At 56.0% G+C, this 26,876-nt stretch carries 26 protein-coding genes; 7 read left to right on the plus strand and 19 right to left on the minus strand.

Annotation, left to right across the window (positions count from 1 at the left end):
- Positions 1-16: 16 nt before the first annotated feature.
- From K2184_RS18220 to K2184_RS18265, 10 genes are all read right to left on the minus strand, one after another.
- Positions 17-1,171, minus strand: a complete 1,155-nt coding sequence (locus K2184_RS18220; protein ID WP_032728849.1) for a 1-propanol dehydrogenase PduQ — start codon at positions 1,169-1,171, stop codon at positions 17-19.
- Between the two features lie 15 nt (positions 1,172-1,186).
- Positions 1,187-1,444 (minus strand): EutN/CcmL family microcompartment protein, encoded by a 258-nt coding sequence (locus K2184_RS18225; protein ID WP_023320274.1) that lies wholly within the window; start codon positions 1,442-1,444, stop codon positions 1,187-1,189.
- A gap of 26 nt (positions 1,445-1,470) precedes the next feature.
- Positions 1,471-3,075: an acetaldehyde dehydrogenase (acetylating) gene (locus K2184_RS18230; protein ID WP_023320275.1), complete on the minus strand. Its 1,605-nt coding sequence runs from the start codon at positions 3,073-3,075 to the stop codon at positions 1,471-1,473.
- Positions 3,076-3,128: 53 nt separating this feature from the next.
- The gene (locus K2184_RS18235; RefSeq protein WP_002442217.1) at positions 3,129-3,407 is read right to left on the minus strand and encodes a BMC domain-containing protein; all 279 of its coding nucleotides are present in this window, start codon (positions 3,405-3,407) and stop codon (positions 3,129-3,131) included.
- Between the two features lie 15 nt (positions 3,408-3,422).
- On the minus strand, positions 3,423-3,707 hold the full coding sequence (locus tag K2184_RS18240; protein ID WP_004108664.1) for a BMC domain-containing protein: 285 nt from the start codon (positions 3,705-3,707) through the stop codon (positions 3,423-3,425).
- A gap of 17 nt (positions 3,708-3,724) precedes the next feature.
- On the minus strand, positions 3,725-4,003 hold the full coding sequence (locus tag K2184_RS18245; RefSeq protein ID WP_004098239.1) for a BMC domain-containing protein: 279 nt from the start codon (positions 4,001-4,003) through the stop codon (positions 3,725-3,727).
- Between the two features lie 405 nt (positions 4,004-4,408).
- On the minus strand, positions 4,409-4,927 hold the full coding sequence (locus K2184_RS18250; protein ID WP_004108661.1) for a FidL-like protein: 519 nt from the start codon (positions 4,925-4,927) through the stop codon (positions 4,409-4,411).
- Positions 4,924-5,724: a winged helix-turn-helix domain-containing protein gene (locus K2184_RS18255; protein WP_004110280.1), complete on the minus strand. Its 801-nt coding sequence runs from the start codon at positions 5,722-5,724 to the stop codon at positions 4,924-4,926. The genes K2184_RS18250 and K2184_RS18255 overlap by 4 nt, the downstream gene beginning before the upstream one ends.
- 17 nt (positions 5,725-5,741) lie before the next feature.
- Positions 5,742-6,326: a TetR/AcrR family transcriptional regulator gene (locus tag K2184_RS18260; RefSeq protein ID WP_004108647.1), complete on the minus strand. Its 585-nt coding sequence runs from the start codon at positions 6,324-6,326 to the stop codon at positions 5,742-5,744.
- A gap of 147 nt (positions 6,327-6,473) precedes the next feature.
- On the minus strand, positions 6,474-7,256 hold the full coding sequence (locus K2184_RS18265; protein WP_163525813.1) for an NAD(P)H-dependent oxidoreductase: 783 nt from the start codon (positions 7,254-7,256) through the stop codon (positions 6,474-6,476).
- An 87-nt stretch (positions 7,257-7,343) separates the two neighbouring features.
- Here K2184_RS18265 and K2184_RS18270 point away from each other — a divergent pair, with 87 nt between their 5' ends.
- Positions 7,344-8,252: a LysR family transcriptional regulator gene (locus K2184_RS18270; RefSeq protein WP_017145062.1), complete on the plus strand. Its 909-nt coding sequence runs from the start codon at positions 7,344-7,346 to the stop codon at positions 8,250-8,252.
- A complete protein-coding gene (locus K2184_RS18275) occupies positions 8,246-8,689 on the plus strand; it encodes a FosA family fosfomycin resistance glutathione transferase (protein ID WP_004108641.1) in 444 nt (147 codons plus the stop codon). The genes K2184_RS18270 and K2184_RS18275 overlap by 7 nt, the downstream gene beginning before the upstream one ends.
- A gap of 160 nt (positions 8,690-8,849) precedes the next feature.
- On the opposite strand, the gene K2184_RS18280 is transcribed toward K2184_RS18275, so the two are convergent.
- Entirely contained in the window at positions 8,850-10,193 is a 1,344-nt protein-coding gene (locus tag K2184_RS18280) for an APC family permease (RefSeq protein ID WP_017145060.1), read from the minus strand.
- Positions 10,190-11,101, minus strand: a complete 912-nt coding sequence (locus tag K2184_RS18285) for an acetamidase/formamidase family protein (RefSeq protein WP_163525812.1) — start codon at positions 11,099-11,101, stop codon at positions 10,190-10,192. The genes K2184_RS18280 and K2184_RS18285 overlap by 4 nt, the downstream gene beginning before the upstream one ends.
- 520 nt (positions 11,102-11,621) lie before the next feature.
- On the opposite strand from K2184_RS18285, the gene K2184_RS18290 reads away from it, so the two are divergent.
- Positions 11,622-13,721 (plus strand): GmrSD restriction endonuclease domain-containing protein, encoded by a 2,100-nt coding sequence (locus K2184_RS18290; protein WP_049127298.1) that lies wholly within the window; start codon positions 11,622-11,624, stop codon positions 13,719-13,721.
- A 45-nt stretch (positions 13,722-13,766) separates the two neighbouring features.
- On the opposite strand, the gene symE is transcribed toward K2184_RS18290, so the two are convergent.
- From symE to K2184_RS18320, 6 genes are all read right to left on the minus strand, one after another.
- Positions 13,767-14,105, minus strand: a complete 339-nt coding sequence (symE, locus tag K2184_RS18295) for an endoribonuclease SymE (RefSeq protein ID WP_049127297.1) — start codon at positions 14,103-14,105, stop codon at positions 13,767-13,769.
- Between the two features lie 216 nt (positions 14,106-14,321).
- A complete protein-coding gene (locus tag K2184_RS18300; RefSeq protein ID WP_049591312.1) occupies positions 14,322-16,091 on the minus strand; it encodes a restriction endonuclease subunit S in 1,770 nt (589 codons plus the stop codon).
- The gene (locus K2184_RS18305) at positions 16,091-17,560 is read right to left on the minus strand and encodes an N-6 DNA methylase (protein WP_049591311.1); all 1,470 of its coding nucleotides are present in this window, start codon (positions 17,558-17,560) and stop codon (positions 16,091-16,093) included. Before K2184_RS18305 ends, K2184_RS18300 begins: the two co-directional genes overlap by 1 nt.
- Positions 17,561-17,634: 74 nt before the next feature.
- Positions 17,635-20,058, minus strand: a complete 2,424-nt coding sequence (hsdR, locus tag K2184_RS18310; protein WP_049127294.1) for an EcoAI/FtnUII family type I restriction enzme subunit R — start codon at positions 20,056-20,058, stop codon at positions 17,635-17,637.
- A gap of 46 nt (positions 20,059-20,104) precedes the next feature.
- Positions 20,105-20,893: a hypothetical protein gene (locus tag K2184_RS18315; RefSeq protein ID WP_224239856.1), complete on the minus strand. Its 789-nt coding sequence runs from the start codon at positions 20,891-20,893 to the stop codon at positions 20,105-20,107.
- A 27-nt stretch (positions 20,894-20,920) separates the two neighbouring features.
- Positions 20,921-22,333 (minus strand): PLP-dependent aminotransferase family protein, encoded by a 1,413-nt coding sequence (locus K2184_RS18320; RefSeq protein ID WP_163525811.1) that lies wholly within the window; start codon positions 22,331-22,333, stop codon positions 20,921-20,923.
- 177 nt (positions 22,334-22,510) lie between these two features.
- Between K2184_RS18320 and K2184_RS18325 the strand changes: the two genes are divergently transcribed.
- The 4 genes from K2184_RS18325 (at position 22,511) to K2184_RS18340 (ending at position 25,835) form a co-directional block, all read left to right on the plus strand.
- The gene (locus tag K2184_RS18325; protein ID WP_004108628.1) at positions 22,511-22,675 is read left to right on the plus strand and encodes a DUF1127 domain-containing protein; all 165 of its coding nucleotides are present in this window, start codon (positions 22,511-22,513) and stop codon (positions 22,673-22,675) included.
- A gap of 567 nt (positions 22,676-23,242) precedes the next feature.
- Entirely contained in the window at positions 23,243-23,707 is a 465-nt protein-coding gene (locus tag K2184_RS18330) for a MarR family winged helix-turn-helix transcriptional regulator (protein WP_004108626.1), read from the plus strand.
- 6 nt (positions 23,708-23,713) lie between these two features.
- Positions 23,714-24,781 (plus strand): HlyD family secretion protein, encoded by a 1,068-nt coding sequence (locus K2184_RS18335; protein WP_004108624.1) that lies wholly within the window; start codon positions 23,714-23,716, stop codon positions 24,779-24,781.
- Positions 24,771-25,835, plus strand: coding sequence for a DUF2955 domain-containing protein (locus tag K2184_RS18340; RefSeq protein WP_004098265.1), 1,065 nt, complete (start codon positions 24,771-24,773; stop codon positions 25,833-25,835). Before K2184_RS18335 ends, K2184_RS18340 begins: the two co-directional genes overlap by 11 nt.
- A 2-nt stretch (positions 25,836-25,837) precedes the next feature.
- On the opposite strand, the gene K2184_RS18345 is transcribed toward K2184_RS18340, so the two are convergent.
- A complete protein-coding gene (locus K2184_RS18345) occupies positions 25,838-26,752 on the minus strand; it encodes a LysR substrate-binding domain-containing protein (RefSeq protein ID WP_004108616.1) in 915 nt (304 codons plus the stop codon).
- Positions 26,753-26,876: the final 124 nt, after the last annotated feature.

Here is a 26,876-nt window from a genome sequence, read left to right on the forward strand (position 1 = left end):
TCTCCAAATCTTGTTATCAGTGGCCCTGAACGGCGTTGCCGGTCCATGCCCGGCGATAGAGTTCGGTCAGTGCGTGAGCATCCGGCGCGCGTGGGTTCGTCGGGGTACAGCTGTCGCGTAACGCCTGGCCGACCATCTCCGCCAGCCGTTGTTCAAACTCGTCTGCAAGGACGCCGGTATCGCGGATGCCGGCCGGCATGCTCATTTCGTCTTTAAGCGCCTGAATGGCGACCAGCAGACTGGCGACGCCCTGGCGGGTAGTGGCCGCAGGCAGATCCAGCAGATGGGCTAATCGGGCATATTTGCGGGCGGCATCGGTATCGCACAGCCCGTGATAATCGGCGTTCCAGGCCACCACGTCCGCCATCAGCAGGGCGTTGGCGCGACCGTGGGGGACGCGAAACACGCCGCCGAGCGCGTGGGCAAGGCTGTGGGTAATGCCCAGCGAGGCGTTGGTGAAGGCCATGCCCGCCATGCAGGAAGCGTTGTGCATCTTTTCCCGCGCCAGCAGATCGCCACCGTTGCGCCAGCAGGTCGGCAGAAAGCGAAATACCTGCTGAACCACTTTCTCCGCCAGCGCATCGGAAAAGTCGCTGGCGGCGCGGGAGACATAGGCTTCCAGCGCGTGACACAGCACGTCCATCCCGGTATCGGCGGTGATCGCCGGCGGCACCGAGGCCACCAGCGCCGGGTCAAGAATGGCGATATCCGGCAGCAGCGACGGGTCCACCAGTACCAGCTTCTCGGCGTGGGCTTTTACCACTGAAAAGGCGGTGACTTCAGAGCCGGTGCCGCTGGTGGTGGGGATCGCCACAAAGCAGGGCGGCTCGCGGTGAGCGTCCGGACGGGTTTGCGCCAGGGCGAAAATAACCGCTTTGGCTGCATCAATCACCGAACCGCCGCCCAGCGCGATAACCAGATCCGGATAGCGGGTATCCATCCGCTTCATACCGCGCACCACGGTGGCGATATCCGGGTCGGCCACCACGTCGTCCCAGACCTGGAAAGCGATGCCGCGCGCATGGAGGATCTGCGTGACGCGATCGGCGAGGCCAAACTTAACCATCGCCTGGTCGGTGACCAGCAGCACGTTGCGGGCGGGCAGCTCGTTCAGGATGGCAAGCGCATCCTGACCAAAGCGAATCCGGGGTTTCAGCAAAAATTCACTCATTGGGTTATTGACTCCTTAAGCGTCCCGAAACACGTTCTCGACAATGGCGACCACCGACATGGCCTTGTAGTGCTCTTTGTTGAGCGCCAGGTACTCTTCGGCCAGCACGATGTCGTGCATACCGGCGCCGACGCTATCAACGGCAACCCAGGTCTGGTCTTTCATCGGCTGCTGGTCATCATCTAATTTGACGATCAGCAGCAGGTTGCTGCCCCTTAGCTCATCGCACTTCTGCGTGGCGACGACATGTCCGACTACCTTTGCGAGAATCATTGTTTTTATCGCCTTATATCAATGTGTTACTTACCAAGGCGTTCCAGCACCTGGCGGATGACGCGTTCCACGTTTTGCTCATTAATCTCGCTGTCCGCGCCGACGGCGGCGGCAGTCGCAAAGCGATCGTCGGCGCTGGCCGGGTGGGCTGCGGTGGCGGCGGTCGCTGGGGCGTTAAAACGTTCATCGTCGAAGATGCTGCGGTTCGGGCCGGACGCCGGGCTGACGATGGTCGGCTGCGGTTCCGGGCGGCTACCCGGCGCGCGCAGTTCATCGATGGAGCGAACGCCGTAGCCCACTTTGCGGATGTTGAGCAGGTTCATCGGTCCGACGTTATCTGAGCTGGAGCCGCCGCCGACTGCGCCGCAGCCGAGGGTCAGGGCCGGAGTGATATTGGTGGTCGCGCCGATGCCACCCAGCGCCGCCGGGGTGTTGATCAGAATGCGGTTAACCGGTTTTTCCAGGCAGAACTGGCGGATGACGTCCTGATTGCGGGTGTGGATCACCAGCGTGTGGCCGAGGCCTTCGTTGGTCAACAGTTCCACGACGCGGTGACAGGCGGCTTTCCAGTCCTCTTCGACGTACAAGCCGAGTACCGGGCACAGTTTTTCCCGCGAGTAGGGGTTGGTATGCGATACCGTGGTCTGCTCGGCAATCAGCACTCGGGTGCTGGCCGGGACGCAGAAACCGGCCATCTGGCTCAGATAGAGCGCGGTTTTACCCACCACTTTAGGGTTGATGGTGCCGTTAGGACGCAGCAGCAGGGCCGCCATTTTCGCCGCTTCGTTTTCGTTCATGAAGTACGCGCCCTGCGCTTCCAGTTCGCGATGCACTTCGTCGTAGATGCAGCGTTCGACGATAATCGACTGCTCGGAGGCGCAGATCACGCCGTTATCGAAGGTTTTACTGGTGATGATATCTTTCACTGCGTGGGGGATATCGGCGCTGCGTTCGATAAACGCCGGGCCGTTACCCGGACCGCCGCTAATGGTCGGCGTGCCGGACGCGTAGGCGGCGCGCACCATGCCTTCGCCGCCGGTCGCCAGGATCAGCGACACGTCTTTGCTGTGCATCAGCTCTGAGGTGGCTTCGAGGGTCAGTTGGCTAATGGCGTCGACGCTACCGGCAGGCGCCCCTGCCGCTTCCGCCGCGCGCTTCACGATTTCAATCGCTTTCCAGCTGCACTGGCGGGCGCCGGGATGCGGGGAGAAGATAATCGCGTTGCCGGCCTTCAGGGCAATCAGCGTTTTGTAGATGACCGTGGAGGTCGGGTTGGTCGACGGTACCAGCGCACAAATCACCCCCAGCGGCACGCCCACGTCCATCACTTTTTGTAGCGGATCGTCATGAATGATGCCGACGGTCTTCATATCTTTGATGGCGTCGTAGACGCGCAGCGAGGCGAAGCGGTTCTTCAGCACTTTGTCCTGCCAGTTGCCAAAACCGGTTTCTTCCGCGGCCATTTTCGCCAGCGCTTCGGCATGATGCGCTGCTTCCTGGGCCACGTTCTTCACGATGGCGTCGATTTGCTGCTGCGAAAAGGTGGCCAGAATCGCCTGCGCCTTTTTGGCATTGCGCACCAGTTCCCGGGCGTTCTGCCGGGACTGCAAATCGTTATCCAGTTCAATCATGAGTCTATCCTTCATCAGACTAAAAGAGTGGAGACGGGGCGCGCCCTGTCAGGTCATGCTTTGTGCTGCGCCGCGATTTTTTCGATGTCGTTATGCGGACGCGCGATGACGCGAGAGGTGACGACTTCGCCGATGCGTTTTGCCGCTTCCACGCCGGAATCTACCGCGGCATTCACCGCGCCGACGTCGCCCTTCACCATCGCGGTGACCAGGCCGGAGCCGACGTTTTCATAGCCAATCAGCTCAACGTTAGCGGCTTTGCACATCGCATCCGCCGCTTCAATACAGGCCACCAGACCTTTGGTTTCGATAAGCCCTAGCGCTTCTTTCATCAGGTTTTTCTCCGGTTAATCTATGATTTTGTAATGCGAGACGATTTTGTTGATGTCGTTATGCGGGCGGGCGATAACCAGAGAAGTCACCACTTCGCCGATGCGCTGCGCGGATTCGACGCCGGAATCCACCGCCGCTTTCACCGCGCCGACGTCGCCCTTCACCATCGCGGTGACGAGGCCGGAGCCGACGTTTTCATAGCCAATCAGTTCAACGTTGGCGGCTTTACACATGGCATCCGCCGCTTCGATACAGGCCACCAGACCTTTGGTTTCGATCAGACCTAATGCATCACCCATTTGCGTTCTCCTGGCCATCAGGCCTTGTGTTTAATGACGATTTTGTTGATGTCGTTATGCGGACGAGCGATAACCAGCGAGGTCACCACTTCACCGATGCGCTGCGCGGATTCCACGCCGGAATCCACAGCCGCTTTCACTGCGCCGACGTCGCCCTTCACCATGACGGTCACCAGCCCCGAGCCGATGTTTTCATAGCTAATCAGCTCGACGTTGGCGGCTTTACACATCGCATCCGCGGCTTCAATGCAGGCCACCAGACCTTTGGTTTCGATAAGCCCTAATGCATCACCCATGGTTTCTCCTCCAGAACAGGTTTTGTGATTCGGAAAACCGACCGCGTAACGGCGTCAGGACGCGGATGCGGCGTTCGGGGTTCACTATAGGGAATGGCGAATGAAGTGAAATTTAAATCTGCTGACGTGGTATTTTTAGTCTTTTACTCTGTGATTTAGATTGGTTAAGGCGCTTATTTATGCATTTGTGCTGCGATGGCAGGGCGGATTGAGTGACGATTGTGGCGCTTTTTTCACCATTTAGCCTGAGGCGGATTGATGTTAATAAGTTGCTAATTTATTGCAGATCGGGGGTAATTTATTCCCATGCTAAGTGTGGGGAGGATCGTGTTTTCTTCGGCAGGCTAAATGCAAAACGTGCGGTTTTACTAACGGGAAAGCGAGGAAGGAAAAGCGGGTGTGAGCTTAGTCAAGCTTGCTGCCGGACTTCAGCGTGCAGACGTAGAGCGGTGAGTTGATAGAGCTGAGAAGAATGGCTTTCTCATTGAGCTTCTGTGCGTTCAGGAACAGGCCATCGTGGCTGTCGGACATCTCGCGCATAAAGTAGTCGAAGATCACGTCCGGCGACTCATCGATGGACGAGGCGCTGGATTCCCACTTGCTGATGCGATAGTGGCGCTCGGTGGTGGAGATGCGCTTGCTGGTGTAGCTGAATTTGACGTAGCGCTGGAGGTAAAGCCAGCCGGCGGCGGAATCGGTGTAGCCTTCAACGACCATCGACCCTTTGCCGTTGGCGGCAAAGTTGAAATGGATATTGCCGTTAACGTTCTCCTTCTCCATGTTCTCAAAGCGCATAATCGCTTTTGTCGAACAGCTCATTACCCCGCCGTTTTCGACCGGCAGCAGCTTCCAGGCGCAGAACCCGGCGGCGGCAATAAACACCAGGCTGGAGAGGGCGAAAAAGGGGCGCGGGGCGATTCTCATTGCGGCTTCCATGAATAATAAAAATAGTTATCGCAGTAGCTGAACGGGTTATCTTCATGCATCGCGCAGTGGGCGAGGAACACCCGGCCCAGACCGTTGGTTTCCAGCCGGTCGCCATAGAAGAAGACGAAGCGTTCGCCGGGCTTGCACTCCAGCTTCAGGCGCTGGCGTACAGCATCAAAATTCTTGCCGTAGGCGCTTTCGGCAACGGATCGCAGCATCTCATCGCTGGCCAGCAGTTCGCACTGGCTGTGGCGTATTTGCGTCAGGGTAATGGGGTGCGCTGTGCTGCCGCCGAGAAAACTGCAGACCACCAGCAGCAGGGCGATGGTGAGCAGGCAGCCGCCGGCCAGATACCAGCAGGTGCCGCGCGCGTGGCGACTGGAAACGGTCTTCTGTTCTGCCGGGGCGGTGGCCAGATCTGGCTCAGCTTCTGCCGCAGGCGCCGGTTCCGGCTCCGGGCTGGCGTCGAGCATCTCGATAGCGAGGTCCGGATTGAGCTGTAGCAATCCGCGCGATACGGTGACGATAATGTTGTCGATATCGTAGTGGCGAAAGGTTTTGCGCAGCATGCTCAGATATTGATTGAGATTGCTGTTGGATGAGGTTAACCCATTGTCATCCCAGACTTTTTTAAGCACTTCGTCGCGGCTGACCACCTCGGTGTGGCGCAGGAAGAACCACAGCAGCGCGTTGGCGGTGATGGACAGCTGGCTGTCCGCCTCATCGCTTCCCGGTAACGTTAGCGTGCCGTCCATTGCATCATAAATAAGACGGCCATGGATGTTATAGCGCATCGTGGCCTCAACATGCTTCACGCAGGAAGCGTCATCTTCGTCAAATCGCTGACCAGCGACTGCCGGTGCCCGGGGCTCATGGTGCGCCCCTCGGTTAATTCCGATAGCCAGATGCCGTCCGCCGCATAGCGCACCAGCGTGCCGGTATGGCTATTGTCCAGTTCATCCCCTTTCGCCAGATGGTCCAGCATCCAGTCGCGCCAGCATTTTCGCAGCACCGGTTCATCCGGCATGGCCAGCGACAGCACCATCAGCTGGCGGCTCTCCTGGGTGTCCGTGAGTTCCGGCGCCGACAGATAGCGCAGATAGGCGCGGGTAAATCGGCCATAAGAGACGTTATCCGCGGCCATAAGCTCTGAAATCGCTTCTTCCATAATTGCCAGCAGACGGGCAAAGAGAGCGAAAATCAGCGCCTGCTTGTTGGGGAAATGGTGCAGTAAGCCGCCTTTGCTGACGCCCGCTTCGCGCGCGACGGCGTTCAGCGACAGCGAGGCGATACCGTCCCGACCGGCGATAGTGGCTGCGGATTCCAGCAGCTGCTTATGCAGGCGGACAGGATCTTTTTTACGATGTTGGGCTTCCATATTCATGGCCCGAATCATACCGACCAGACGGTATGATTATTCTTGATCGCTATCAATATGCGAAGGGGCGTAGCGGGGCGTGATGCCGTTATTGCGTGGAGGCTCACAGTTCACCTTATGAATTGTGGTGATATTCGCCGCGCCGCGAATATCACCCACCGAGATTCACATAGGCTTCACGTGGATAGCGAGGCCATTTTCTCCAGGCGCCAGCTCCGGACGCAGGTTCAGAGAGGGGATCAAATAGTCGCCGTGATTCTGACGGCGGAAAGGAATGGGCGGCGTTTCAGAGAGGGTATCCAGCCGCCGGGCCAACTCCTCGCGCAGGATGGCGAAGCGCTGTTCATCGAGTTTGTCGGTGCGGTAGAACACCACCGGCGGCAGCACCTCAAATCCGGGATAGAACAGCATCCCGTGCTGAATGGGGAACAGAATGCCGTCGATAGACCCGTTAATTCCACGCGGAGCATAGTGCTCCGCCCATCCGCCGGCGGTAACGACCAGCATCGCCCGTTTACCCGAGAACGTGCCTTCGCCGTAGCGATCGCCCCAGTGCGTATCGCTATGCTCGCCGACGCCGTAGGCAAACCCGTAAGCGTAAACCCGATCAATCCAGCCTTTCATGATGGCGGGCAGTGAAAACCACCACAGCGGGAACTGGAAAATCACCGTATCGGCCCACAGCAGCTTCTCCTGTTCGCCCACGATATCCGCGCTCTGCGTGCCGTGAGCGAAGGCATATTGCGAATCTCGCGTCGCCCGCCAGCTTGCACCCACCGGCGGGGCGCTGCTGTCGTCGGCATCAAATCCCGCCTTCCAGCGCATGGCGTAGAGATCGGACACCTGCACGTCGTGACCGGCGTTTTGTAGATGTTGCACGGTAAAATCTTTCAGCGCGCCGTTAAGCGAACGCGGTTCAGGATGGGCGTAAACCAGTAATATTTTCATTGAAATCATCTCAGCATAAGGGAGAGCTGCAGAGTAGAGTTGGCGGCGCTATAGTAGAAATGAATTACTTTAATGACAGGTATAGTCATGGTTAATCTCCAGCGTCTGGATCTCAATCTGCTACGCACGCTTCACGTCCTGCTTAGCGAAAATAACGTCACCCGGGCGGCGCAGCGCCTCAACCTGTCGCAGCCGTCGGTTAGCGTCCAACTGGCGAGACTGCGGGAAATTTTCGCCGACCCGCTGCTGCTGCCGGGGCCGCGCGGAATGCAGCCCACCGCCCGCGCCGATGAACTGCGCGGGCCGCTGCGCGATGCGCTGCTGGCGCTGGAGCTGGCGGTGGCGCCGGTTCAGCCTTTTGACCCGGCCACGGCGGCGCAGACCTGGCGGGTGGCGGCGACCGACTATATGGCGTCGGCGATTTTGCTGCCAGCGCTCAACGCGCTGCGCATCGCCTCTCCGGCCAGCCGTCTGGCGCTGTTTGAGCTGCAGCCTTCGCGGCTGGTTCAGCAGGCGGATCGCGACGAAGTGGATCTGTTTTTTCACACGCGCGATGGTGCACCGCCCGCGCTGCATCAGCGTTTGTTGTTCCACGAACGCTACGTGCTTGCCGGGCGGGCCGGGCACCCGGCGCTGCAGTCGGCGTTAACTCTGGCGCAGTTCTGCCAGCTGGAACAGGTGATTGTCTCGCCGGACGGCGGAGGATTCAGCGCCGCGACCGATAGCGCGCTGGCGAATCTCGGTCTGGCGCGGCGAGTTGTCCTTTCCGTGCCACATTTCCTGTTTATGCTGGAGACGCTGCGCAATAGCGAGCTGGTGGCGGTGCTGCCGGAGCGGCTGGTGAGCGGAGCTGCGGGTCTGACGGTGGTCGAACCGCCGCTGGCGGTCGCCGGATTTGATATGTTGATGCTGTGGCACGAGCGCTGGCATCGCGACCCGGCGCATCGGTGGCTGCGTCAGCAAATCGTAACGTCATTAGAGGAGAAGCCATGTTAAGCGGATTAAACCATCTGACTCTGGCGGTCAGCCAGCTGGCGCCGAGCGTGGCGTTTTATCAGCAGCTGCCCGGGATGACGCTGCGCGCGCGCTGGGATAAAGGCGCGTATTTTTCCTGCGGCGACCTCTGGCTGTGCCTGTCGCTGGACCCGCAGCGGCGCGTTACTCCGCCGGAGGAGAGCGACTACACCCACTATGCTTTCAGCATTGCGGAGGCGGATTTCGCGCTTTTTGCCGGACGGCTGAATGCGGCTGGCGTGCCGGTTTGGAAAACCAATAAAAGCGAAGGCGCGTCGCACTATTTTCTCGACCCGGACGGCCACAAGCTGGAGCTGCATGTTGGCAACCTCGCCCAGCGCCTGGCGGCGTGCCGGGCGAAGCCCTATAAAGGTATGGTGTTTTTTGGCGAGGACGAACAGGCGGCCGGGAACCCGTAGCCCGCCTAAGCGCAGCGCGAGCCGGGGAAAAGCGGAGGCTGCATTGCGCGTTGTTTCCCCGGAGGCGGCGCTGACGCGCCTTGTCCGGGCTACCGGCTCGCAGACGGCCGGGAACCCGTAGCCCGGCTAAGCGCAGCGCGAGCCGGGGAGATAAATCGCGCTAGCCTTCCAGCTTCAGTTCCACATTGCGCTTGAGCACCAGGCGCATCAGCAGGTAATAGACCACGCCAACCGCCAGCCAGCTCAGCCCAAGCACCTTGGCCTGCACGTCCATCTCATAAATCACAAAGCCGATAATGCACAGGCCAATCACCGGGAACAGCAGGTGCATCACCAGATTGCGTGACTTATTGCGGATCAGATAGTGGTTGATGACCGCAATATGCAACACCAGGAAGCCCATCAGCGCGCCGAAGTTCACCAGACGGCTGAGGTTATCGATATCGCCGTAGAACCAGAGGCCGGAAGCCAGCGAAATCAGCGCCACAAACAGGGTGCTAACGTAAGGCGTTTTCAGCCGCGGGTGCACTTTTGCCAGCAGCTGCGGCAGCTGCTTGTCGCGCGCCATCGCAAACAGAATGCGCGACACGGCGGCCTGCGCCACCAGGGCGTTGGCAATCCCCCAGGAGATCACAGTCGACCACATGGTGACATACTTCAGCCAGCCGCCGCCCGCCAGATTCGCGGTATCGTAGAAGGCGGTATCAAGGCTGCTGAACGTCATCCCCTGCGCCAGATCGGCGGCGATCCACGTCTGCAGGATAAACAGCGAACCGACCAGCATCAGCGCGCCCAGCGACGCCTTACCCACGGTATCTACGCCGCCTTTCGTTTCCTCCGACAGCGTGGAGATCCCGTCGAAGCCGAGGAACGAGAGCACGGCGATGGAGACCGCGCCCATCACCAGCGGCAGGCTGAACTTATCGGCGTTATAGAGCGGGTCGAGGGTCAGATGGCCCGCCCCGGCGCCGGAGTAGAGCGCAATCAGCCCCAGCACGACGAACACCGACAGCACCACGATCTCCGCGATCAGAATCGTGTTATTGGCGCGCGCGGTAAAGGTAATGCCGCGCAGGTTAATCAGGCTGTTAATCGCAATAAAGCCGACAATCCACAGCCAGCCCGGCACGCCAGGCAGCATAGGCGCCAGCGCCGCCGCGCTGACGATGTAGAGCAGCGAGGGCACCAGAATATAGTCCAGTAGGATTAGCCAGCCGGCAAAAAAGCCGACAATCGGATGAATACCGCGCTGGGCATACGCGTATACCGATCCGGAGACAGGGAACGCGCGCGACATCGACCAGTAGCTCATGGCGGTAAAGAACATCGCCACCATACCGATGAGATAGGCCAGCGCCACCATGCCCTGCGCGCCGTCCCAGACGTAGCCAAAGACGCCAAACGGCGCGATGGGCACCATAAATATCATGCCGTAGACCAGCAGATCGCGGAACGTCAGCGCCCGATGCAGCTCCTGCTTATAGCCAAATTGTTCAACGCTCATGCCTGCTCCCCTTCGACGCTCAGGGAGAGCTGCTTCGTCACCGATTTGGGTAACGCATAGCGGCAGGTTTTCAGCGGATCGACCACCTGACAGATTTGCAGGTCGCCGGCGATGCTCAGAATACTGATCGCTTCAGCCAGCGTCAGGGAGGTATTGTCGGCGATAAAATGCGCCATATTGCGGGTGGCCAGGGCGGCGGCATCATCAAGCGTCTGTGCCGAAGCGAGGGTAAACAGGGTCTCGCTGTTTTCGAGCATCGGCAGCGGCAGGCGACGGTTTTTAACCACCGTCAGTTCGACCAGCACTTCGCCGGGGATTTCCAGACCGCAAACCGAAACTTCGCCATCGCCCATCGCGGCGTGTAAATCCCCCAGCCCGAACAGCGCGCCGGGAACGTTGACCGGCAGCCACAGGGTGCTGCCGGCGGTAATCATTTTGCAGTCCATATTGCCGCCGTGGCTATCCGGCGTGCCGCAGGAGATGGCTTCCCCGGCAGGCGCGACGCCGATCACGCCGACCATCGGGTTGAGCGGGACGCGCACGTTGCCGGGCAGCACGGCATGGTCGTTTTCAATCGGGACGATAGTGACCTTCGGGGCATCAAGCTCATCGCCAATCACTCCGAGCTGCGGCGCGGTGACCATCACCGCCTGCTGGCTGCTCAGGGTAATGCGCTTGATGGTGACCTTGAGCGCATCACCCGGCTCGGCGCCCTCGACGTAGACCGGCCCGGTCGCCGGGTTGATGCGCTGCCAGTCCAGCTCGTTGAACACGGCATCGGCGGAGGTGATTTGGTCGGAGAAGCAGTCGCAGGTTTCAAACAGCACTTCGCTTCCGCTGCTGACGGTAGCGACAGGAGCGTTATCGCGCGACATGGCGTAGACCACCTGGTCTTTGGTTATTTTCATGACATTCATCCCGGTTATATTGTTGCGTTTTTTATATTTAGAGTTTCCCGCAGGGGGAAGGAGTGAATTTATCGGGATTAGCACGGGAAGGCAATTACGCCCGCTTCCTTAAAAATAAAAGATATATATTTGCTGATAAAACATGCGGTTAATGATTTTTGTTGGGTTGCTTTATATGCTGGTTATTTAGCAAAAAACATTTTTGTTATTTTGTCGTTAGTTGTCATTTGCTAATTGTTTACTGTATTGGGTTTATTATCCAGCATATTACGCTGCTGCCTGCGCCGGTATGGTTTTTAACTATGCGGTGATATGAGCGCATCGTAAGGTTTGGGGCCAGGAGAAGAGAGCCCCCGGAGGCGGCGCTTGACGCGCCTTGTCCGGGGTATCGGCCTGCACACGACTGAACCGTACTGCGTCGGTTCACAATCCCGCGCTGTATTGAGTATTTACATTTAACTTACTCATGGGCGTGGTTATTATTGGTGAACTTGATGTTTCACGGAAGAGAACGCTAAAAATGAAAGCTACAGAAGCCCGCTTACTTGATTTTCTTAAACGCTCACAGCAATTCGTTATCCCAATCTATCAACGCACCTATTCATGGTCTAAGCAGCAGTGTCTTCAGCTTTGGGACGATATTATTCGTGCCGGACAGCGCGATGATATCTCTGCACATTTTATTGGCTCCGTTGTTTATATCGAACAGGGGCTGTATCAGGTGTCGGGGATTTCTCCGTTGCTGGTCATTGATGGTCAGCAGCGTCTGACCACCGCAATGCTGCTGCTAGAAGCGCTATCCCGTCATCTTGGCGATGAAGAGCTGATTGACGGCTTCTCCGCGATGAAATTACGTAATTACTATTTGCTCAACCCTTATGAATCCGGGGAGAGAGGCTATAAGCTGCTGCTGACGGAGACCGATAAAGACAGCCTGCTGGCGCTGATTAAGCAAAAACCGCTGCCTGAAAACGGTTCGCAGCGTATCGCGGCCAATTTTGAATTCTTCGATGAGCAAATCAGTAAATTAGGCGATGACCTGATTCCGCTGTGTCGTGGATTATCTAAGCTATTGATTGTCGATGTGGCGCTCAATCGCGGGCAGGACAACCCGCAGCTGATCTTTGAAAGCATGAACTCAACGGGGAAAGCGCTCAGCCAGGCCGATTTAGTTCGCAACTTTATTCTGATGGGGCTGGAGCCGGAGCATCAGACGCGGCTGTATGATGACCACTGGCGGCCGATGGAAATTGCCTTCGGGCAGAAAGGCTACAGTGAATATTTCGATAGCTTTATGCGCCATTATCTGACGGTCAAAACGGGGGATATTCCCCGTACTGATGAAGTTTATGAAGCCTTTAAGCTGCATGCGCGTAGCCTGCCTGTCGCCGAAGCGGGGGTCGATGCGCTGGTGGCGGATATTCAACGCTATGCGGAATATTTTTGTGCGATGGCGTTGGGCAAAGAGAGCGATAAACCTCTCGCGGCTGCGTTTCAGGATTTGCGCGAGTTAAAGGTCGATGTTGCCTATCCATTCCTGCTGGCGATGTATTACGATTACCGTGAGGGTGATTTATTGCCTGACGATTTCCTGAGTGCAATAAGGCTTATTGAGTCGTATGTTTTCCGCCGCGCGGTGTGCGCCATTCCCACTAACTCGCTAAACAAAACCTTCGCCACGTTTTATAAGGTATTAAATAAAGAAAACTATCTGGAAAGTATTCAGGCGCATTTACTGGAACTGCCGAGCTACCGACGTTTTCCGGATGATGATGAATTCAGCCTTAAATTAAAAGAGCGCGATCTGTATAACTTCCGCAGCCGCAGTTACTGGCTGCGTCGTCTGGAAAATTATCAGCGTAAAGAGCGCGTGGCGGTGGATGAATATACGATTGAACACATTATGCCGCAGAATGAAAATCTGCCGGCAAAATGGCGTGAAGAATTGGGCAGCGACTGGCAGCGGATACATAAAGAACGGCTGCATACGCTGGGGAATCTGACGTTAACCGGCTATAACTCGCGTTACAGTGATAAAGCCTTTGTGGAAAAACGCGACATTGCTGGCGGTTTCAAGGAAAGCCCACTGCATTTAAACGCCGGGTTAGGGCAGTGCGAGAAATGGGATGAAGCGGCAATAGATGCGCGGGCCGAGCGTCTGGCGAAGCGGGCCGTTCAGGTCTGGTGCGCGCCTGCGCTGAGTGAAGAGGTGCTGAGTCAGTATCGTCAGCAGCCTGAAAAAACCATGAACTACAGTCTGTCGGACTTTCATCAACTGGAAGTTGGTTCGCACAGCCGGATGCTGTTTGACCAGCTGGCGCCGGAAATTTTAAAGCTGGATGCAAGCATCACCCAGGAGGTGCTGAAGCTGTATGTCGCCTTCAAGGCGGAGACCAATTTTGTCGACGTGGTACCGCAGAAAAGCCGACTGCGCCTGTCGCTGAATATGCCGTTCCATGAGCTGGTTGACCCGAAAGGGATGGCGAAAGACGTAACGGATCTTGGCCGCTGGGGCAATGGTGATGTAGAAGTCGGTTTCAGCGATATTGCTCAGCTGCCGTATGTGATGGGGCTGATCCGCCAGGCGTTTGAAAAACAGATGGATAGCGCGGCGGCGTAGCCTCGATGTCAACCCGGCAGCGCGGAGGCTGCCGGGTGGCTGGTTTTAATTTTTCTGCCTGCGGGGCTTGTCGCCAATCACGGCAATAAACTCCTGCACCTGCTTCTGTTTGCGCGCCGACAGCTTATGCAGCTGGCGCAGAGACTCTACCAGTTCCGGCTCCGGCTGCTTCGCGGTAATCACGATACAGCCTTCCATTACTTTGATATCGATTTTGGTGCCGGTGGCAAAACCGGCAGCTTCCAGCCACTGGCCTTTCATGATAATCGCCGGGATAGGCTGGCGATCTTCAAAGCGGCTCGCGTAACTGACGGTGCCTTTACGGTTATTTTCCGGGGAGACTTCTGGATCGGTGAATTCTGCAATAGAATGCGGGGTAGTCATGGTCTCTATTCCTTTTCAATAGGGATTGTGATTAGCGAGGCGCTCGTGTTGCCGCACGGGCGTCTTGCGAAAAATACCTGGATATATCATCAGGGAATAGAAGGAAAGTCCAGCTGAAAATGAATGAAAATAATGGCGGGGATAAAGGAAAGGATTATTTTTGGTGATGGGAATAAAGCGGCTATTTAGCCGCTTTATTGGTTTATGAAGGGCGGGTTAATTGATGGCGGCGTCGGTGAGGGCGTCTGCCAGGTGGAGCTGGGTTTGTTGGGCGGATTTTAGTTTTGCTTTTATATTTTCACATAAAATCTCTAATTTTTTAATTTTATTCACAATTCTAACTTGCTCTTTATAAGGAGGAAGTGGGAATTCGATCGGTGCGAGTCTTGATATGCTCAAATGAGCTATATTTGTTGTTTGTGTTGCTGCTTTTTGAAATCTTCCTGAATAGAGGCAATGTCGGAAATATTCAAGAATATATTCATTGCTAACTGACTCATTTGCTCTCAAACGGATTAAAGTGTTTTGGAAGCATACTTGTGCTATTTCATCTCTGAAAATTGCTGAACGCCCTACCAATTCTAAACTCTGTCCTTCATTTAGCAAAATATCACCAAATTTGAGTGAGTATAGAGTTTGTTCCTCCGGTGTAAAGTTCATAAGCTTGATATCATCAGTTCGAATTTCATTATCATGAACATTTGCAACCCGTAGGTAAGGGATCATATATGGGCCGTGGTGATCTTTCGGGGATCGTTGCCGTCCAAGCTTTAAATCACCTATATCATTAACTTGGCACCATTCCCACCCATCTGGCAATTCAAACGGTTTTTCCTCATCGCTAATCGGTGGCAACGGTTTTTGCTTTTTAATTTTCCCGTCTTTCACCAGTTGCGCTTTTTCCTGCGCAATACGTTTGAGCAGTTCAGAGGCCGGTTCATCGTTCGGGTCCTGCGGCACCAGTTTGCCCATCACCGCCAGTTGCAGAATGGTCTGTTTTAAGGCATCAATGCTGGCTTCGGTGGTAAACAGCGTGTCGAAATGCTCGCTGATACGCGACCAGTTTTCGGCCAGTTCATCGGCGTTCTGGCTGTCAGTTAGCGTGGTTAGCAGGGTTTCAACCAGCTGTTGATGGGCGTCCAGACTGGCCAGTGAGTGCTGTTCCAGTTCGTCGCAGAGGATCATCAATTGAGTAAAATTGTTTACTATTCGTTCTTGTTCTTGTAATGGAGGGAATGGTAGCGGATAGTTTTCAAAGAAATTTCTAGGCACACGCTTCTGGCCTGCGGAGCCTGTCATCTGAGATTCACCGGTTTTAAGAAAACCAGGTGATTTAAAGTTTAAAAGAAGATATTGCTGATTAACTGCCTGGCTGTACGGGCGCGCGACATGTAATTCTGTTGTTCCAACACCGACATTATTTTTTAATCCAGAAAATATTGCTGCTTTGCTATTTTCAAAGCAAGGTGTAATTTTTGCAATGGCTATATCACCATTGGCAAAGTGGGTATAACCTTTTTTTATCTCTTTCCATTTTCTGACTTCAAAATCATGAGACCCGTCAAATTTTGTTGATATGAGAGGCATCGGAACAAAAGATATGTCTTGCTCATCATCAGATACATCTATTTTGGGATTTATTTCTGCAAGAGTATTGAGTGTTGTCCACTCCCACCCCACCGGCAGCTCAAACGGTTTCTCCTCCTCGCTAATCTCCGGCAGCGGCTTCTGCTTTTTAATTTTCCCCTGCTTCAACAGCTCGGCCTTTTCCGCCGCAATACGCTCCAGCAGCACCGACGCCGGTTCATCGTTCGGATCCTGCGGCACCAGCTTGCCGCGTACCGCCAGCTCCAGAATCAGCTCGCGCAGCTTCTTAATGCCGTACAGGTCAATCTTACCCGAGCTGCCGCGCCCGGCGGTGGAGCGGGTTTGCAGCGCCGTGGTCCAGGTATCGATATGGTCGACAATCAGTTTTTCCACCACCATTAGTTGGCCTCCTTACCGGAGAGCGCCGCGCCGAGGATATCGCGCAGCTGGTGGCGCAGGGTCTGGATCTCCTGCTGCTGCTTCGCGTACTGTGCCAGCAGTTCGTCCGGATCGTGGCTGACGATTTCCGCCTGGTGCGGGTTTTTGATATCGAGGTTAAAGTTGCGGGCAATCACCTCGTCGATGCTGACCTTCCACGCCTGTTCGTTCTCGACGCGGCTGGCGAAGCCGTCGGCCTCGTTGCCCCACCAGTCGATCTCGGCCTGGAATTCCTCAAACTTCATCGGTTTGGTTTTGCTGTAGTTCTTCACGCCCGCCGGGTACGGATGCTCGTAGAACCAGATCTCTTTGGTCGGCTGGCCTTTGGTAAAGAACAGCAGGTTGGTTTTGATTCCGGTGTACGGGTTAAACACGCCGTTCGGCAGACGCACGATGGTGTGCAGGTTGCACTCCTCGGTGAGCAGCTTTTTGATCTTGGTTTTGACGCCTTCGCCAAACAGCGTGCCGTCCGGCAGCACCACCGCCGCGCGGCCGTTCTTCGCCAGCACTTCAACGATCAGTTGCAGGAACAGATCCGCCGTTTCGCGGGTCTGCATCTCTGCCGGGAAGTTCTTCTCGATACCGTCTTCTTCGGTGCCGCCGAACGGCGGGTTGGTGACGATCACATCCAGCTGTTCATCCCACGACGACAGCGGCTTGTTGAGGGTATTGTCGTGACGGATTTGCACCGGCACTTCGATACCGTGTAGCAGCATATTGGTGGTCGCCAGCAGGTGCGGGAGCTGCTTTTTCTCCACGCCGTGGATCTGCTGTTGCAGCGTCTGGTGATCGGCCACGCTCTGCACGTAGTTGTTTTTTACGTGATCGAACGCGCAGGCGAGGAAGCCGCCGGTACCGCAGGCCGGATCCATAATTGACTCGCCGAGCTTCGGATCGACGCGATCGACCATAAAGCGGGTCACCGCTCGCGGGGTGTAGAACTCACCGGCATTGCCCGCCGATTGCAGATCTTTGAGGATCTGTTCGTAAATATCGCCGAACAGGTGGCGTTCGCTGGCGCTGGTGAAGTCGATTTCGTTGAGCTTGTTGATCACCTGACGCAGCAGGGTGCCGTTTTTCATGTAGTTATAGGCATCGCTGAACGCCTGTCTGACCACAAAGCCGCGCGGATTTTTATCGATGGGGGCGGTGAGGTTTTTCAGCGTCGGGAACAGGTCGTCGTTGACGAACTCCAGCAGGGCGTCGCCGGTAATGCCCTCGGCGTTTGCCGCCCAGGTGCGCCACAGGTAGCGCTGCGGGATCGGGTACTGATAGCTATCCTGCTCCAGTTCCAGCGCTTCTTCCTGGGCGTCAAAGATTTTCAGAAACAGCAGCCAGGAGAGCTGGCCGAGGCGCTGCGCATCGCCGTCCACGCCGGCGTCTTTGCGCATAATGTCCTGTAATGATTTGATAACCGAGCTGATTGACATGATGTGTTCCGTGTTTCATTAACAATAAGGCCTTCTGCTACGCGGTGGCAGCAGAAGGCGCAAAAGGGGAGTGGTTACGCGGAGCGGGGAGGTAAGTGGTAGATTTCGCTCTCCAGCTCGCTGATGGCCTGATTATACCCGTTACGGTCGCCGAATCCGCTTTTAATGATCTCCGGCAGCGTACCCATGCTGTCGAACGGCTTGAGCTTCAGCACCTGAATACTCTCTATTTCCTGCACGCCCGCGTCGGCGTATTTATCCAGCAGCGTGTTCAGCACCGCCTGCGCGGCGTCGGAGTATTTGGTGAAGTAGTTGCGCTTGCGCACGTTCTCCGCCCGCTCTTTGCGGGTTAACGGCGGCTGACCATACACCACGTGGCACAGCATGTCGAACGGGTCGAGCTCTTTACCGACCTCTTCCGCCAGCACTTCCCAGATAATCCCCTGCTGTTCCAGTTCCTTGATAATGGCTTCTTTGCGCTCGGCGCCCTGCCATTTGCGGGTGAAATCATCCAGCGAGGCGTACTCTTTGAGCAGCGTTTTGCGGGTGTAATCTTTGAAGGATTCGGTGACCAGCTTGCCGTCGGCATCGTAATACTGCACGCGCTGGGCAATCACGCCGACAGCCACGCCGTTGACGTGAAACTTGCGCACTTTGTTCTCGTCATCTTCCGGCAGCGGGCCGACATCGCCGGAATCGGTGACGGTATACGGGGCGGGATCTTCATCGACACCGGTGATGTCGTCTTCAGTCTCTTCTTCGTGTTCGTCGAATTGCTCTTCAAAATCAGACTCCGGGTCGGCGATATCTTGCGGCGTGGTGTCCATCACCTTTTCCGGGATGCCGTCGAAGCGCTCGTCGGCGAACAGTTCGGTGGCCTTTTTGAAGTCGAGGATGGTGAACCATAGCTTGCCGTAGCGTTCATCGATGCGGGTGCCGCGGCCGATGATCTGCTTGAATTTGGTCATCGACTGAATGTTTTGGTCCAGCACCACCAGTTTGCAGGTTTTGGCGTCCACGCCGGTGGTCATCAGCTCGGAGGTGGTGGCGATAACCGGATACTCTTTTTTGGGATTAATAAAGTTATCCAGCTGGGCTTTGCCAATGTCGTCATCGCCGGTGATTTTCATCACGTACTTGTCGTTCTTTTTGACCTGTTCCGGGTTGAGATTGACCAGCGCGCGGCGCATCCGCTCCGCGTGATCGATGTCGTTACAGAAGATGATGGTTTTATCCATCGGGTTAGTGCGTTTGAGGTAATCGGTAATGGTTTTCGCTACCAGTTCGGTGCGCTCATCGATCACCATCGTGCGGTCAAAATCTTTCTGGTTGTAGATACGGTCGTCGATCAGCTCACCGTTTTTATCCGTCTGGCCTTTGGTCGGGCGCCAGCCCTGGAGATCGACGTCGATGTCGACGCGCACCACTTTATAGGGAGCAAGGAAGCCGTCTTCGATACCTTCTTTCAGCGAGTAGATATACACCGGGTCGCCGAAGTAATCGGTGCTGGAGACTTCATGAGTCTCTTTCGGCGTGGCGGTTAAGCCAACTTGCGTGGCGGCGCTGAAATAGTCCAGGATTTCGCGCCACGCGCTGTCTTCGGAGGCGCTGCCGCGATGGCATTCGTCGATGACAATCAGGTCAAAGAAATCCGGCGCTACCTGTTTAAAGGCTTTTTGTTCTTCTTCCGGGCCGGTGATGGCCTGGTACAGCGCGAGATGGATTTCAAAGGCCGGGTCGATGGTGCGCCCGGTGACCTTGGTCATCGCCGTGCCAAACGGCAGGAAGTCGTTATTCTTGGTCTGATCGACCAGAATGTTGCGATCGGCGAGGAACAGGATCCGCTTCTTATTTTTCGCTTTCCATAAGCGCCAGATGATCTGGAAGGCGGTGTAGGTTTTCCCCGTTCCGGTTGCCATCACCAGCAGAACGCGGTTCTGCCCGGCGGAAACGGCTCCAATGGTTTTATTGATGGCCTGTAGCTGGTAATAACGCGGCGCTTTGCCGCTGCCGTCGTCGTAGTAGTCCTGGGTAATTACCGGAAGTTGGGCTTCGGTGTAGCCTTTCCAGACGCAGTATTTTTGCCACAATTCGTCAGGCGTTGGGAATTCATCGAGGGTAATTTCTCGCTCAATCTCGCCGGTTGCCGTTTTATCATGGAAGATAAAGCCATCGCCGTTGGTGGCGAAGACGAAAGGTACGTCCAGCAGGCGTGCGTACTCGATGCCCTGCTGCATCCCTTTGCCGATTTCATGCTTGTTGGCTTTGGCTTCAATCACCGCCAGCGGAATGCCCGGCTTGTGATACAGCACGATATCGGCGGATTTCACCGTTCTACGCGCCGCGACTTTGCCGCGCACGATGACCTTACCGTCCCGGAGTTTGACCTCTTGTCTGATTTGCGTTGTGTCGCTCCAGCCGGCATCGAGGATGGCGGGCATAACGCGTTTGGTGATGATGTCTGCTTCCGTCAGGGTACTCAGGTTCAGGTCAGCCATAGTTCTCTCTTTACGTGAACAGGAACCTTCTGATTTTACATAATTATTAATTCTGGGAGAAGATATTTATACACTCATTCAGGTATAGGTTTTTATCGATTTTATTAATGTGTGAGGGCTTTATTTTTAAATCATAAGATAATTCGCAGAATTCTTTCTTGTTCACCATTCCCTTTCCGTCTGCTAATTTTATTTGATTAGCTGAATAATAAGAGATGCTAATTGATAAGAGAAGGATAATTGCACTGGATGGTTTTTTGTAATACATCGACAAGTAACGAAATGATGGAGCTATTAATAGTCTGAATGTAAGTGTAAGAACAAGCAATGCCAATATAAAACCTATCATTAGATCAATGTTGCCAGATGGTCTGTTAAAATCTCCAGTAAGGAAAATTCTGTTGATGGCAATGCAAAACAAGAAGAATATTATTACATTAATAACCGCGTAGGTTTGAAGCACCTGAAAGAAATAAACACAATGACACACATTTTTTTTAAATCGAGTTGCTGTAGACATGCACAGCCAGAAAAAGACTCCAAACTTTATAGGTTGGATTAACAAAAGAATGTACCAATATAGTTGATTGAATATTAATTTAAAGCTAGTTATGGGAGCTAATTTTATTGAAAGAAAACTGAATGCAGCTATCAATGAGCCTACAATTAATGTTGATTTTAATAAATTAGCGCCAGAATTTACCAGTGGAGCATATTCATGGGTGCCGTCATATATTTCCGGGTGTTTAATGAATATATACATTTCCGAGAGGAAATCATATCCTGGAATAATTTTTAATGCATTGGTCGAAAATTTTTTTAAGTTGCTTTCCATATATTTTCCATTAGTTAAGATGATTAATCACTCCATCGCCACCTTGACCGCCATGCCCAGCTGCACCATCACCTCTTTATGCTTCTCTATCGGCGGCAGAGCGCAGTTGATCCTTAAGCAGTTGCGGTATTTCCCGGATGCGGAGAACAGCGATCCCGGCGCGACCTGGATCTTCAGCCGGCACAGCTGCTTCGCGACGCAGACCATATCCACCTGCTCCGGCAGCTCGACCCACAGCATAAAGCCGCCTTTCGGGCGGGTAACGCAGATCCCGCTGGGGAAAAACTCCCGCAGCCAGCAGGTGTAGATCTCCATATTGCGCTGGTAGATCTGCCGCATTCTTCGCACGTGGCGGTGATAGTGGCCTTCGCGAATAAAATTACAAGCCGCCAGTTGGGTGGAGGGAACGTTGGTGCCGCTGGCGGCATACTTCATCTGCAGCAGGCGATCGTAATAACGGCCGGGGGCAATCCAGCCGATGCGCAGGCCGGGAGCGATGGTTTTGGTAAACGAACTGCAGAGCATCACCCGGCCGTCGATATCCCAGGAATGGATCGTGCGAGGGCGCGGGTATTCGGTTGCCAGCTCGCCGTAGATATCATCCTCAAAGATAACGATATCGTGGCGCTGGGCGAGGCACAGCGCCGCCCGCTTGCGGGCATCCGGCATGATAAATCCCAGCGGATTATTGCAGTTGGGGACCAGGATCACCCCTTTGATCGGCCATTGATCGAGCGCCAGCTCTAACGCCTCGATGCTGATCCCGGTTTCCGGATCGGTGGGGATCTCGATGGTTTTTAGCCCTAATCCGCGCAGCATCTGCATGGTGCCGTAGTAGCAAGGGGATTCGACGGCGACGATATCGCCAGGCTGACACACCGACAGCAGCGCCAGCGACAGCGCGCTGTGGCAGCCGCTGGTAAGTACCAGATCGTTGGCGGTGACCACCGATCCGCCGTCGAGCATCAGGCGGGCGATCTGTTCGCGCAGCTCGCGACGCCCGGCCAGCTCGTCGTAGTTCAGCACTTCGCTAAGGTTGTGCTGAATTGCCCGGCTCAGCTCGCGCCAGATAGGCTTCAGGCTTGGCTGGGTGACGTCCGGCGAGCCGCCGCCGAAGGGGATAATCGATTTATCGTGGCGGGCGTCGAGCATGGTCAGCACCTGATCCCACTGAGTGATCTCTACCGGGCGCTGGACCGGCCGCGACATCGGCGGCACCGGCGGCTGAGCTTTGCACGGGGCTACAAAATAGCCGGAACGCGGCTGCGGTACGATCAGCTGCTGCTGTTCCAGTGTCTGGTAGGCTTGCTGAACGGTGCTGATGCTGACGCCGTGCTCCTGGCTCAGGCTGCGCACCGACGGCAGCTTTTCGCCGGGGCGATACAGCCCCTGTTCGATGCGTTCTGCCAGCAGGCTGGCCAGATGTTGATAGCGGGTCATGCTGTATCCTTGATCGTCGCCATACAGATCAATAAACCAGTACAGATTGGCGGTAAAAGTGAGGTCTGCTGTACGTTTTAGCGAATCTGTATGTTAAAGAAAAGTATTTTGTGAATCTGTATTGTTTGGCCGCGGATCCGTGAAGATAAAGCCTCTGGCAAGGTGAGGAGGTAGAGGATGGAATTTCACGAAAATCGGGCAAGACAGCCGTTTATCGGCTTCGTATTTCTGGCGCGGGCGTTCAAAAAGTGGTGGCTTCGTGAGCAAACGCGCAGAACATTGCAGCGTATGAGCGACGAACAGCTAAAAGATGTCGGGCTGCGCCGGGATCAGATCAATTAAAAAGTGCGATTTGTTACCCGGCATTTTCCCGGAGGCGGCGCTTGACGCGCCTGTCCGGGCTACCATACCGCGCAGAGCTGTAGCCCCGGTAAGCGTGAGCGCGGCCGGGGATTTCCCCGGAGGCGGCGCTTGACGCGCCTGTCCGGGCTACCAGAACGCGCGGAGCTGTAGCCCCGGGAGCGTGAGTTCGGACGGTGGATTTCCCCGGAGGCGGCGCTTGACGCGCCTGTCCGGGCTACCAGACCGCGCGGAGCTGTAGCCCCGGGAGCGTGAGTGCGGACGGTGGATTTCCCCGGAGGCGGTGCTTGACGCGCCTGTCCGGGCGACCAGACCGTGCAGAGCTGTAGCCCCGGGAGCATGAGTGCGGACGGTGGGTTTCCCGGAGGCGGCGCTTGACGCGCCTTGTCCGGGCTACCAGACCGCGCGGAGCTGTAGCCCCGGTAAGCGTGAGCGCGACCGGGGATGATACATTCACATAATTTATCAATTCATGCTTATCCACTCTTCGTTTCTTGATACTTATCGTGATAAGTATTATTTTCTTCACAGCTAAGTGAGGAAAGTAAAATGACCGAAGACGACCTGTTTGCCCGCCGCCCGATGGGCATGCGCATGGCGATGGTGGTGCGCCAGTGGCGCGCGATTATTGATTCTGCCATCACCGACACCGGCCTGACCCAGTCAAGCTGGACGGTGCTGATGCAGCTGCACCAACTGGGGGATAACGTCTCGGTCAGCGAGCTGGCGGAGGTGCAGGGCATTGAACTGCCGCCGCTGATGCGCACCCTCACGCAGCTGGAAAAGCAGGGCTATCTGCTGCGTTCAACATCGCCTTATGACAAACGCATACGCCTGCTGACGCTGACGACGGAAGGCCGCGCTATTCTGGAGAAGCTGAACCGCGTGATTGAGGCCTATCAACAGCGCGTCACCGAAACCCTCCCTGAAGCGCAGCTCGCCGCCTTTAGCGCCACGTTAAATCAAATCGCCTGCAATCTGCGGACTATCCGCGAAGAAGATAACAAGATCTAAAACACTATGATGACCCCTGAACAGAAATTTGCCCGCTGGGTAAGGGTGAGTATTGCCGCCTTCCTGGTCATATTCGCCTGGTTTATCGTTGCCGATATCTGGATCCCGCTCACGCCGGATTCCACCGTGATGCGCGTGGTCACGCCGGTCTCGTCGCGCGTCTCCGGCTATGTCTCCCATGTCTATGTGCATAACAACAGCCAGGTGAAGAAGGGCGATCTGCTCTATGAACTGGATCCAACGCCGTTTATCAATAAAGTGGAAGCGGCGCAGATCGCGCTTGAACAGGCGAAACTCAGTAACCAGCAGCTGGACGCGCAGATCGCTTCTGCCCGCGCCAACCTTCGTACCGCCCAGTACACCGCGCGCAACGATAAGGTCACGTTCGATCGCTATCAGCGTCTGAGCACCATGCAGAACGTTTCCCAGTCGGATCTGGATAAAGTGCGCACCACCTGGCAGACCAGCGAACAGTCGGTCAGCGCGCTCAACGCTAGTATCCACAATCTGCTGATCCAGCGCGGCGAGCGCGACGATGGGCGCAACGTCACGCTGCAGAAGTACCGCAACGCGCTGGAAGAGGCGCAGCTTAACCTCGGCTGGACGAAGGTCCGCGCGGAGACTGACGGGATGGTGAGCAACCTGCAGCTTAACCCTGGTCTGTACGCCACCGCCGCCACGCCGCTGCTGGCGCTGGTGAGCAATCAGACCGATATCGTCGCCGATTTCCGCGAGAAGAGCCTGCGCCACACCGGCGTGAATACCGATGCCGCGGTGGTGTTCGATGCGCTGCCGGGCAAAGTCTTCCCGGCGCACGTCACCAGCAGCGATGCCGGTATTCTGGCTGGACAAGAAGAAGTTAACGGCCAGCTATCGCAGCCGGAGCAATCCACCCGCTGGGTGCGCGACGCGCAGCGCATGCGCATTCACGTCGCTCTGGACGAGCCGCTGGATAAGCCGCTGCCCACCGGCGCCCGCGCCACGGTACAGCTCTATAACAGCGATGGCCCGTTCGCCCGTACCTTCGCCGGCGCGCAGATCCATCTGGTGAGCTTCCTGCACTATGTCTATTAATACCCTGGCGCGGGTCTTCACCCCGCACGGCAACATCGTCTACACGGCGAACGATTTTCGCCAGACCTTGCGTATCGCCGTGGCCGGTACTATCGCGCTGAGCATATCAACTTTCTATGACGTGCAGTACGGCGTCTTCTTCGTGGTTTATCCGCTGATGCTGCTGTCGCTGGTGCCGGTGTTTAACCGCCACGTGGCGCGGCAGTTTGTGTTCAGTGCGGCGGTGAACTGCGTCGAAATGGTGTTAATCGTCGGCTATTTATCGCAGTGGCCGGTCATCATGACGCTGGTGGTGTTTGGCCTGTACGTGATGCGCTTTCGCTTTATGAGCCAGGGGCCGCTGTTTCTGCTGGGGTCGATGGGCGTGGTGTGTCAAAGCACGATGCTCAACTTTATGAGCTATCCCACCAGCAACTGGCACACGCTGATGTTCTCCAATATGGAGGCCTGCGTGATGGCGGTGGCGCTCAGCGCGCTGCTGAACTACTTCATCCCGGACGTTGAACCGCGCAAGCCGCCGCCGCGCATTGAAAAAGATGCCGCGCGTATCCGCCACGAATCGCTGCTTTCCGGCAGCGTGGCGACGATGATCTTTGTGATTTTTCAGGTCTGCGATCTGAGCGACTCGCTGTCGGCGCTGATGGCGGGCATCTTAATTCTGTTCCCGATGCACTATCGCGGCGCGGTGATCAGCTCGATCTGGCGCGTGGTGGGGGTGGTGCTGGCCTGCCTTTATATCCTGGTGGTGCAGCTGATTATCTACGACTTCAGCAACCATATGGTGCTGATGATGCCGTTGATTGGGCTGGGGCTGGCGTTTAGCGCCCGGCTGCACGTGATGGAGAAGGTGGGGGCAGGCGTTGGCTTCGCCAGCATCACCACTATTGGCATCATGTTCGGCCAGAACCTGCATCCGGACCAGGACCTGGTGTTCAGCGATCTGTACCGCATTACCTCCGTGACCGTGGCGCTGATCGTTACGCTGACCATGGTCTTTCTTATGCATCGGCTGCTGAACTGCTTTGCGCCAACCCGGTTCGTGGTGACCGAATAAGCTCAGGCCGCCAGCGCCCGCTGCGCATCGCGAAAAGCGTTATGCAACAGCCGCCACATATGATGCGCCGCCGGGGAAAAGCGGCGATCGGAGTTGCGTAGCAGATGGCACTGGGCGCTGCTGGCAATAGGATGGTCGATAGGAACCGCCCGCAGAATACCGTGGGCGATCGCCTCCCGGGCGGCGTATGCGGTCATAAAAGAGACGCCTAATCCCGCCTGGCTCAGGCTCATGGCGGTCGAAAAGAGGTTGCAGCGATAGGCCGGGTGAAACTGCCGTCCTGCAGTTTTAAACATGGCGTTCATATGGCGCTGCAGGCCAAAGCTGTCGGTGAGCGCGATCAGGCGATAGTGTGTGAGCTCATCGATAGTGACGGCGGGCAGGGCAGCGATGGGATGCTCAGGAGAGACCACCGCGCAGATGGGGCCCCACTGAAAGCTGTGGCGTTTAAGCTCAGGGTTGCCGATGGGGCCGAAGGCGACCGCCATATCCGCTTCGCCGCTGGCGATATCGTTGAGCATCTCCTGCATGCTGCCGACAATAATATCCACGAACACGTTAGGCCAGGACTGAGAAAAGGTGCTCATCACTGATTCAATAAAGGTGGTGACCAGCCCGCCGCCAATCCTCACCGAGATAGTCCCGCCGCGCATATGGCGTAAATCCTTCAGGTGACTTTCCAGCTTTTCCCGGCGCTGACGGCTTTCGTAGTAGTCCTCCGCCAGCAGACGCCCTGCTTCGGTGAGCACCACGTTTCGTCCCTGCCGCTCCAGCAGAGGTAGCTCCAGCGCCCGTTCCAGCTGCGCTATCTGGCGGCTGATGACTGACGGATTAATCCCCAGCATATCGGCGGCCCGGCGAATGCCTCCCTGAATCCCGACTTCATACAGATAGCTCATAGGCCTCTCATGCAACATCGTTTCTCACTCCTTTGTTGACCTCAGGTCAACAATAACACCCTTTCACAGGTATTTATCATCCCGACGAGTTATAGATAATCGTAATTCGGACAAAAACTGGCAGGGAGGAAAAATCTCATCG

Origin of the sequence: Klebsiella sp. K5-306, from assembly GCF_051835185.1 — a bacterium.
GTDB classification, from domain to species: Bacteria; Pseudomonadota; Gammaproteobacteria; order Enterobacterales; family Enterobacteriaceae; genus Klebsiella; species Klebsiella oxytoca.

Bases quoted from the DNA above. Each gene is read 5' to 3' on its own strand.
- K2184_RS18220 (WP_032728849.1), bottom strand. From the start codon at position 1,171: ATGAGTGAATTTTTGCTGAAACCCCGGATTCGCTTTGGTCAGGATGCG.
- K2184_RS18225 (WP_023320274.1), bottom strand. From the start codon at position 1,444: ATGATTCTCGCAAAGGTAGTCGGACATGTCGTCGCCACGCAGAAGTGC.
- K2184_RS18230 (WP_023320275.1), bottom strand. From the start codon at position 3,075: ATGATTGAACTGGATAACGATTTGCAGTCCCGGCAGAACGCCCGGGAA.
- K2184_RS18235 (WP_002442217.1), bottom strand. From the start codon at position 3,407: ATGAAAGAAGCGCTAGGGCTTATCGAAACCAAAGGTCTGGTGGCCTGT.
- K2184_RS18240 (WP_004108664.1), bottom strand. From the start codon at position 3,707: ATGGGTGATGCATTAGGTCTGATCGAAACCAAAGGTCTGGTGGCCTGT.
- K2184_RS18245 (WP_004098239.1), bottom strand. From the start codon at position 4,003: ATGGGTGATGCATTAGGGCTTATCGAAACCAAAGGTCTGGTGGCCTGC.
- K2184_RS18250 (WP_004108661.1), bottom strand. From the start codon at position 4,927: ATGAGAATCGCCCCGCGCCCCTTTTTCGCCCTCTCCAGCCTGGTGTTT.
- K2184_RS18255 (WP_004110280.1), bottom strand. From the start codon at position 5,724: ATGCGCTATAACATCCATGGCCGTCTTATTTATGATGCAATGGACGGC.
- K2184_RS18260 (WP_004108647.1), bottom strand. From the start codon at position 6,326: ATGATTCGGGCCATGAATATGGAAGCCCAACATCGTAAAAAAGATCCT.
- K2184_RS18265 (WP_163525813.1), bottom strand. From the start codon at position 7,256: ATGAAAATATTACTGGTTTACGCCCATCCTGAACCGCGTTCGCTTAAC.
- K2184_RS18270 (WP_017145062.1), top strand. From the start codon at position 7,344: ATGGTTAATCTCCAGCGTCTGGATCTCAATCTGCTACGCACGCTTCAC.
- K2184_RS18275 (WP_004108641.1), top strand. From the start codon at position 8,246: ATGTTAAGCGGATTAAACCATCTGACTCTGGCGGTCAGCCAGCTGGCG.
- K2184_RS18280 (WP_017145060.1), bottom strand. From the start codon at position 10,193: ATGAGCGTTGAACAATTTGGCTATAAGCAGGAGCTGCATCGGGCGCTG.
- K2184_RS18285 (WP_163525812.1), bottom strand. From the start codon at position 11,101: ATGAAAATAACCAAAGACCAGGTGGTCTACGCCATGTCGCGCGATAAC.
- K2184_RS18290 (WP_049127298.1), top strand. From the start codon at position 11,622: ATGAAAGCTACAGAAGCCCGCTTACTTGATTTTCTTAAACGCTCACAG.
- symE (WP_049127297.1), bottom strand. From the start codon at position 14,105: ATGACTACCCCGCATTCTATTGCAGAATTCACCGATCCAGAAGTCTCC.
- K2184_RS18300 (WP_049591312.1), bottom strand. From the start codon at position 16,091: ATGGTGGTGGAAAAACTGATTGTCGACCATATCGATACCTGGACCACG.
- K2184_RS18305 (WP_049591311.1), bottom strand. From the start codon at position 17,560: ATGTCAATCAGCTCGGTTATCAAATCATTACAGGACATTATGCGCAAA.
- hsdR (WP_049127294.1), bottom strand. From the start codon at position 20,058: ATGGCTGACCTGAACCTGAGTACCCTGACGGAAGCAGACATCATCACC.
- K2184_RS18315 (WP_224239856.1), bottom strand. From the start codon at position 20,893: ATGGAAAGCAACTTAAAAAAATTTTCGACCAATGCATTAAAAATTATT.
- K2184_RS18320 (WP_163525811.1), bottom strand. From the start codon at position 22,333: ATGACCCGCTATCAACATCTGGCCAGCCTGCTGGCAGAACGCATCGAA.
- K2184_RS18325 (WP_004108628.1), top strand. From the start codon at position 22,511: ATGGAATTTCACGAAAATCGGGCAAGACAGCCGTTTATCGGCTTCGTA.
- K2184_RS18330 (WP_004108626.1), top strand. From the start codon at position 23,243: ATGACCGAAGACGACCTGTTTGCCCGCCGCCCGATGGGCATGCGCATG.
- K2184_RS18335 (WP_004108624.1), top strand. From the start codon at position 23,714: ATGATGACCCCTGAACAGAAATTTGCCCGCTGGGTAAGGGTGAGTATT.
- K2184_RS18340 (WP_004098265.1), top strand. From the start codon at position 24,771: ATGTCTATTAATACCCTGGCGCGGGTCTTCACCCCGCACGGCAACATC.
- K2184_RS18345 (WP_004108616.1), bottom strand. From the start codon at position 26,752: ATGTTGCATGAGAGGCCTATGAGCTATCTGTATGAAGTCGGGATTCAG.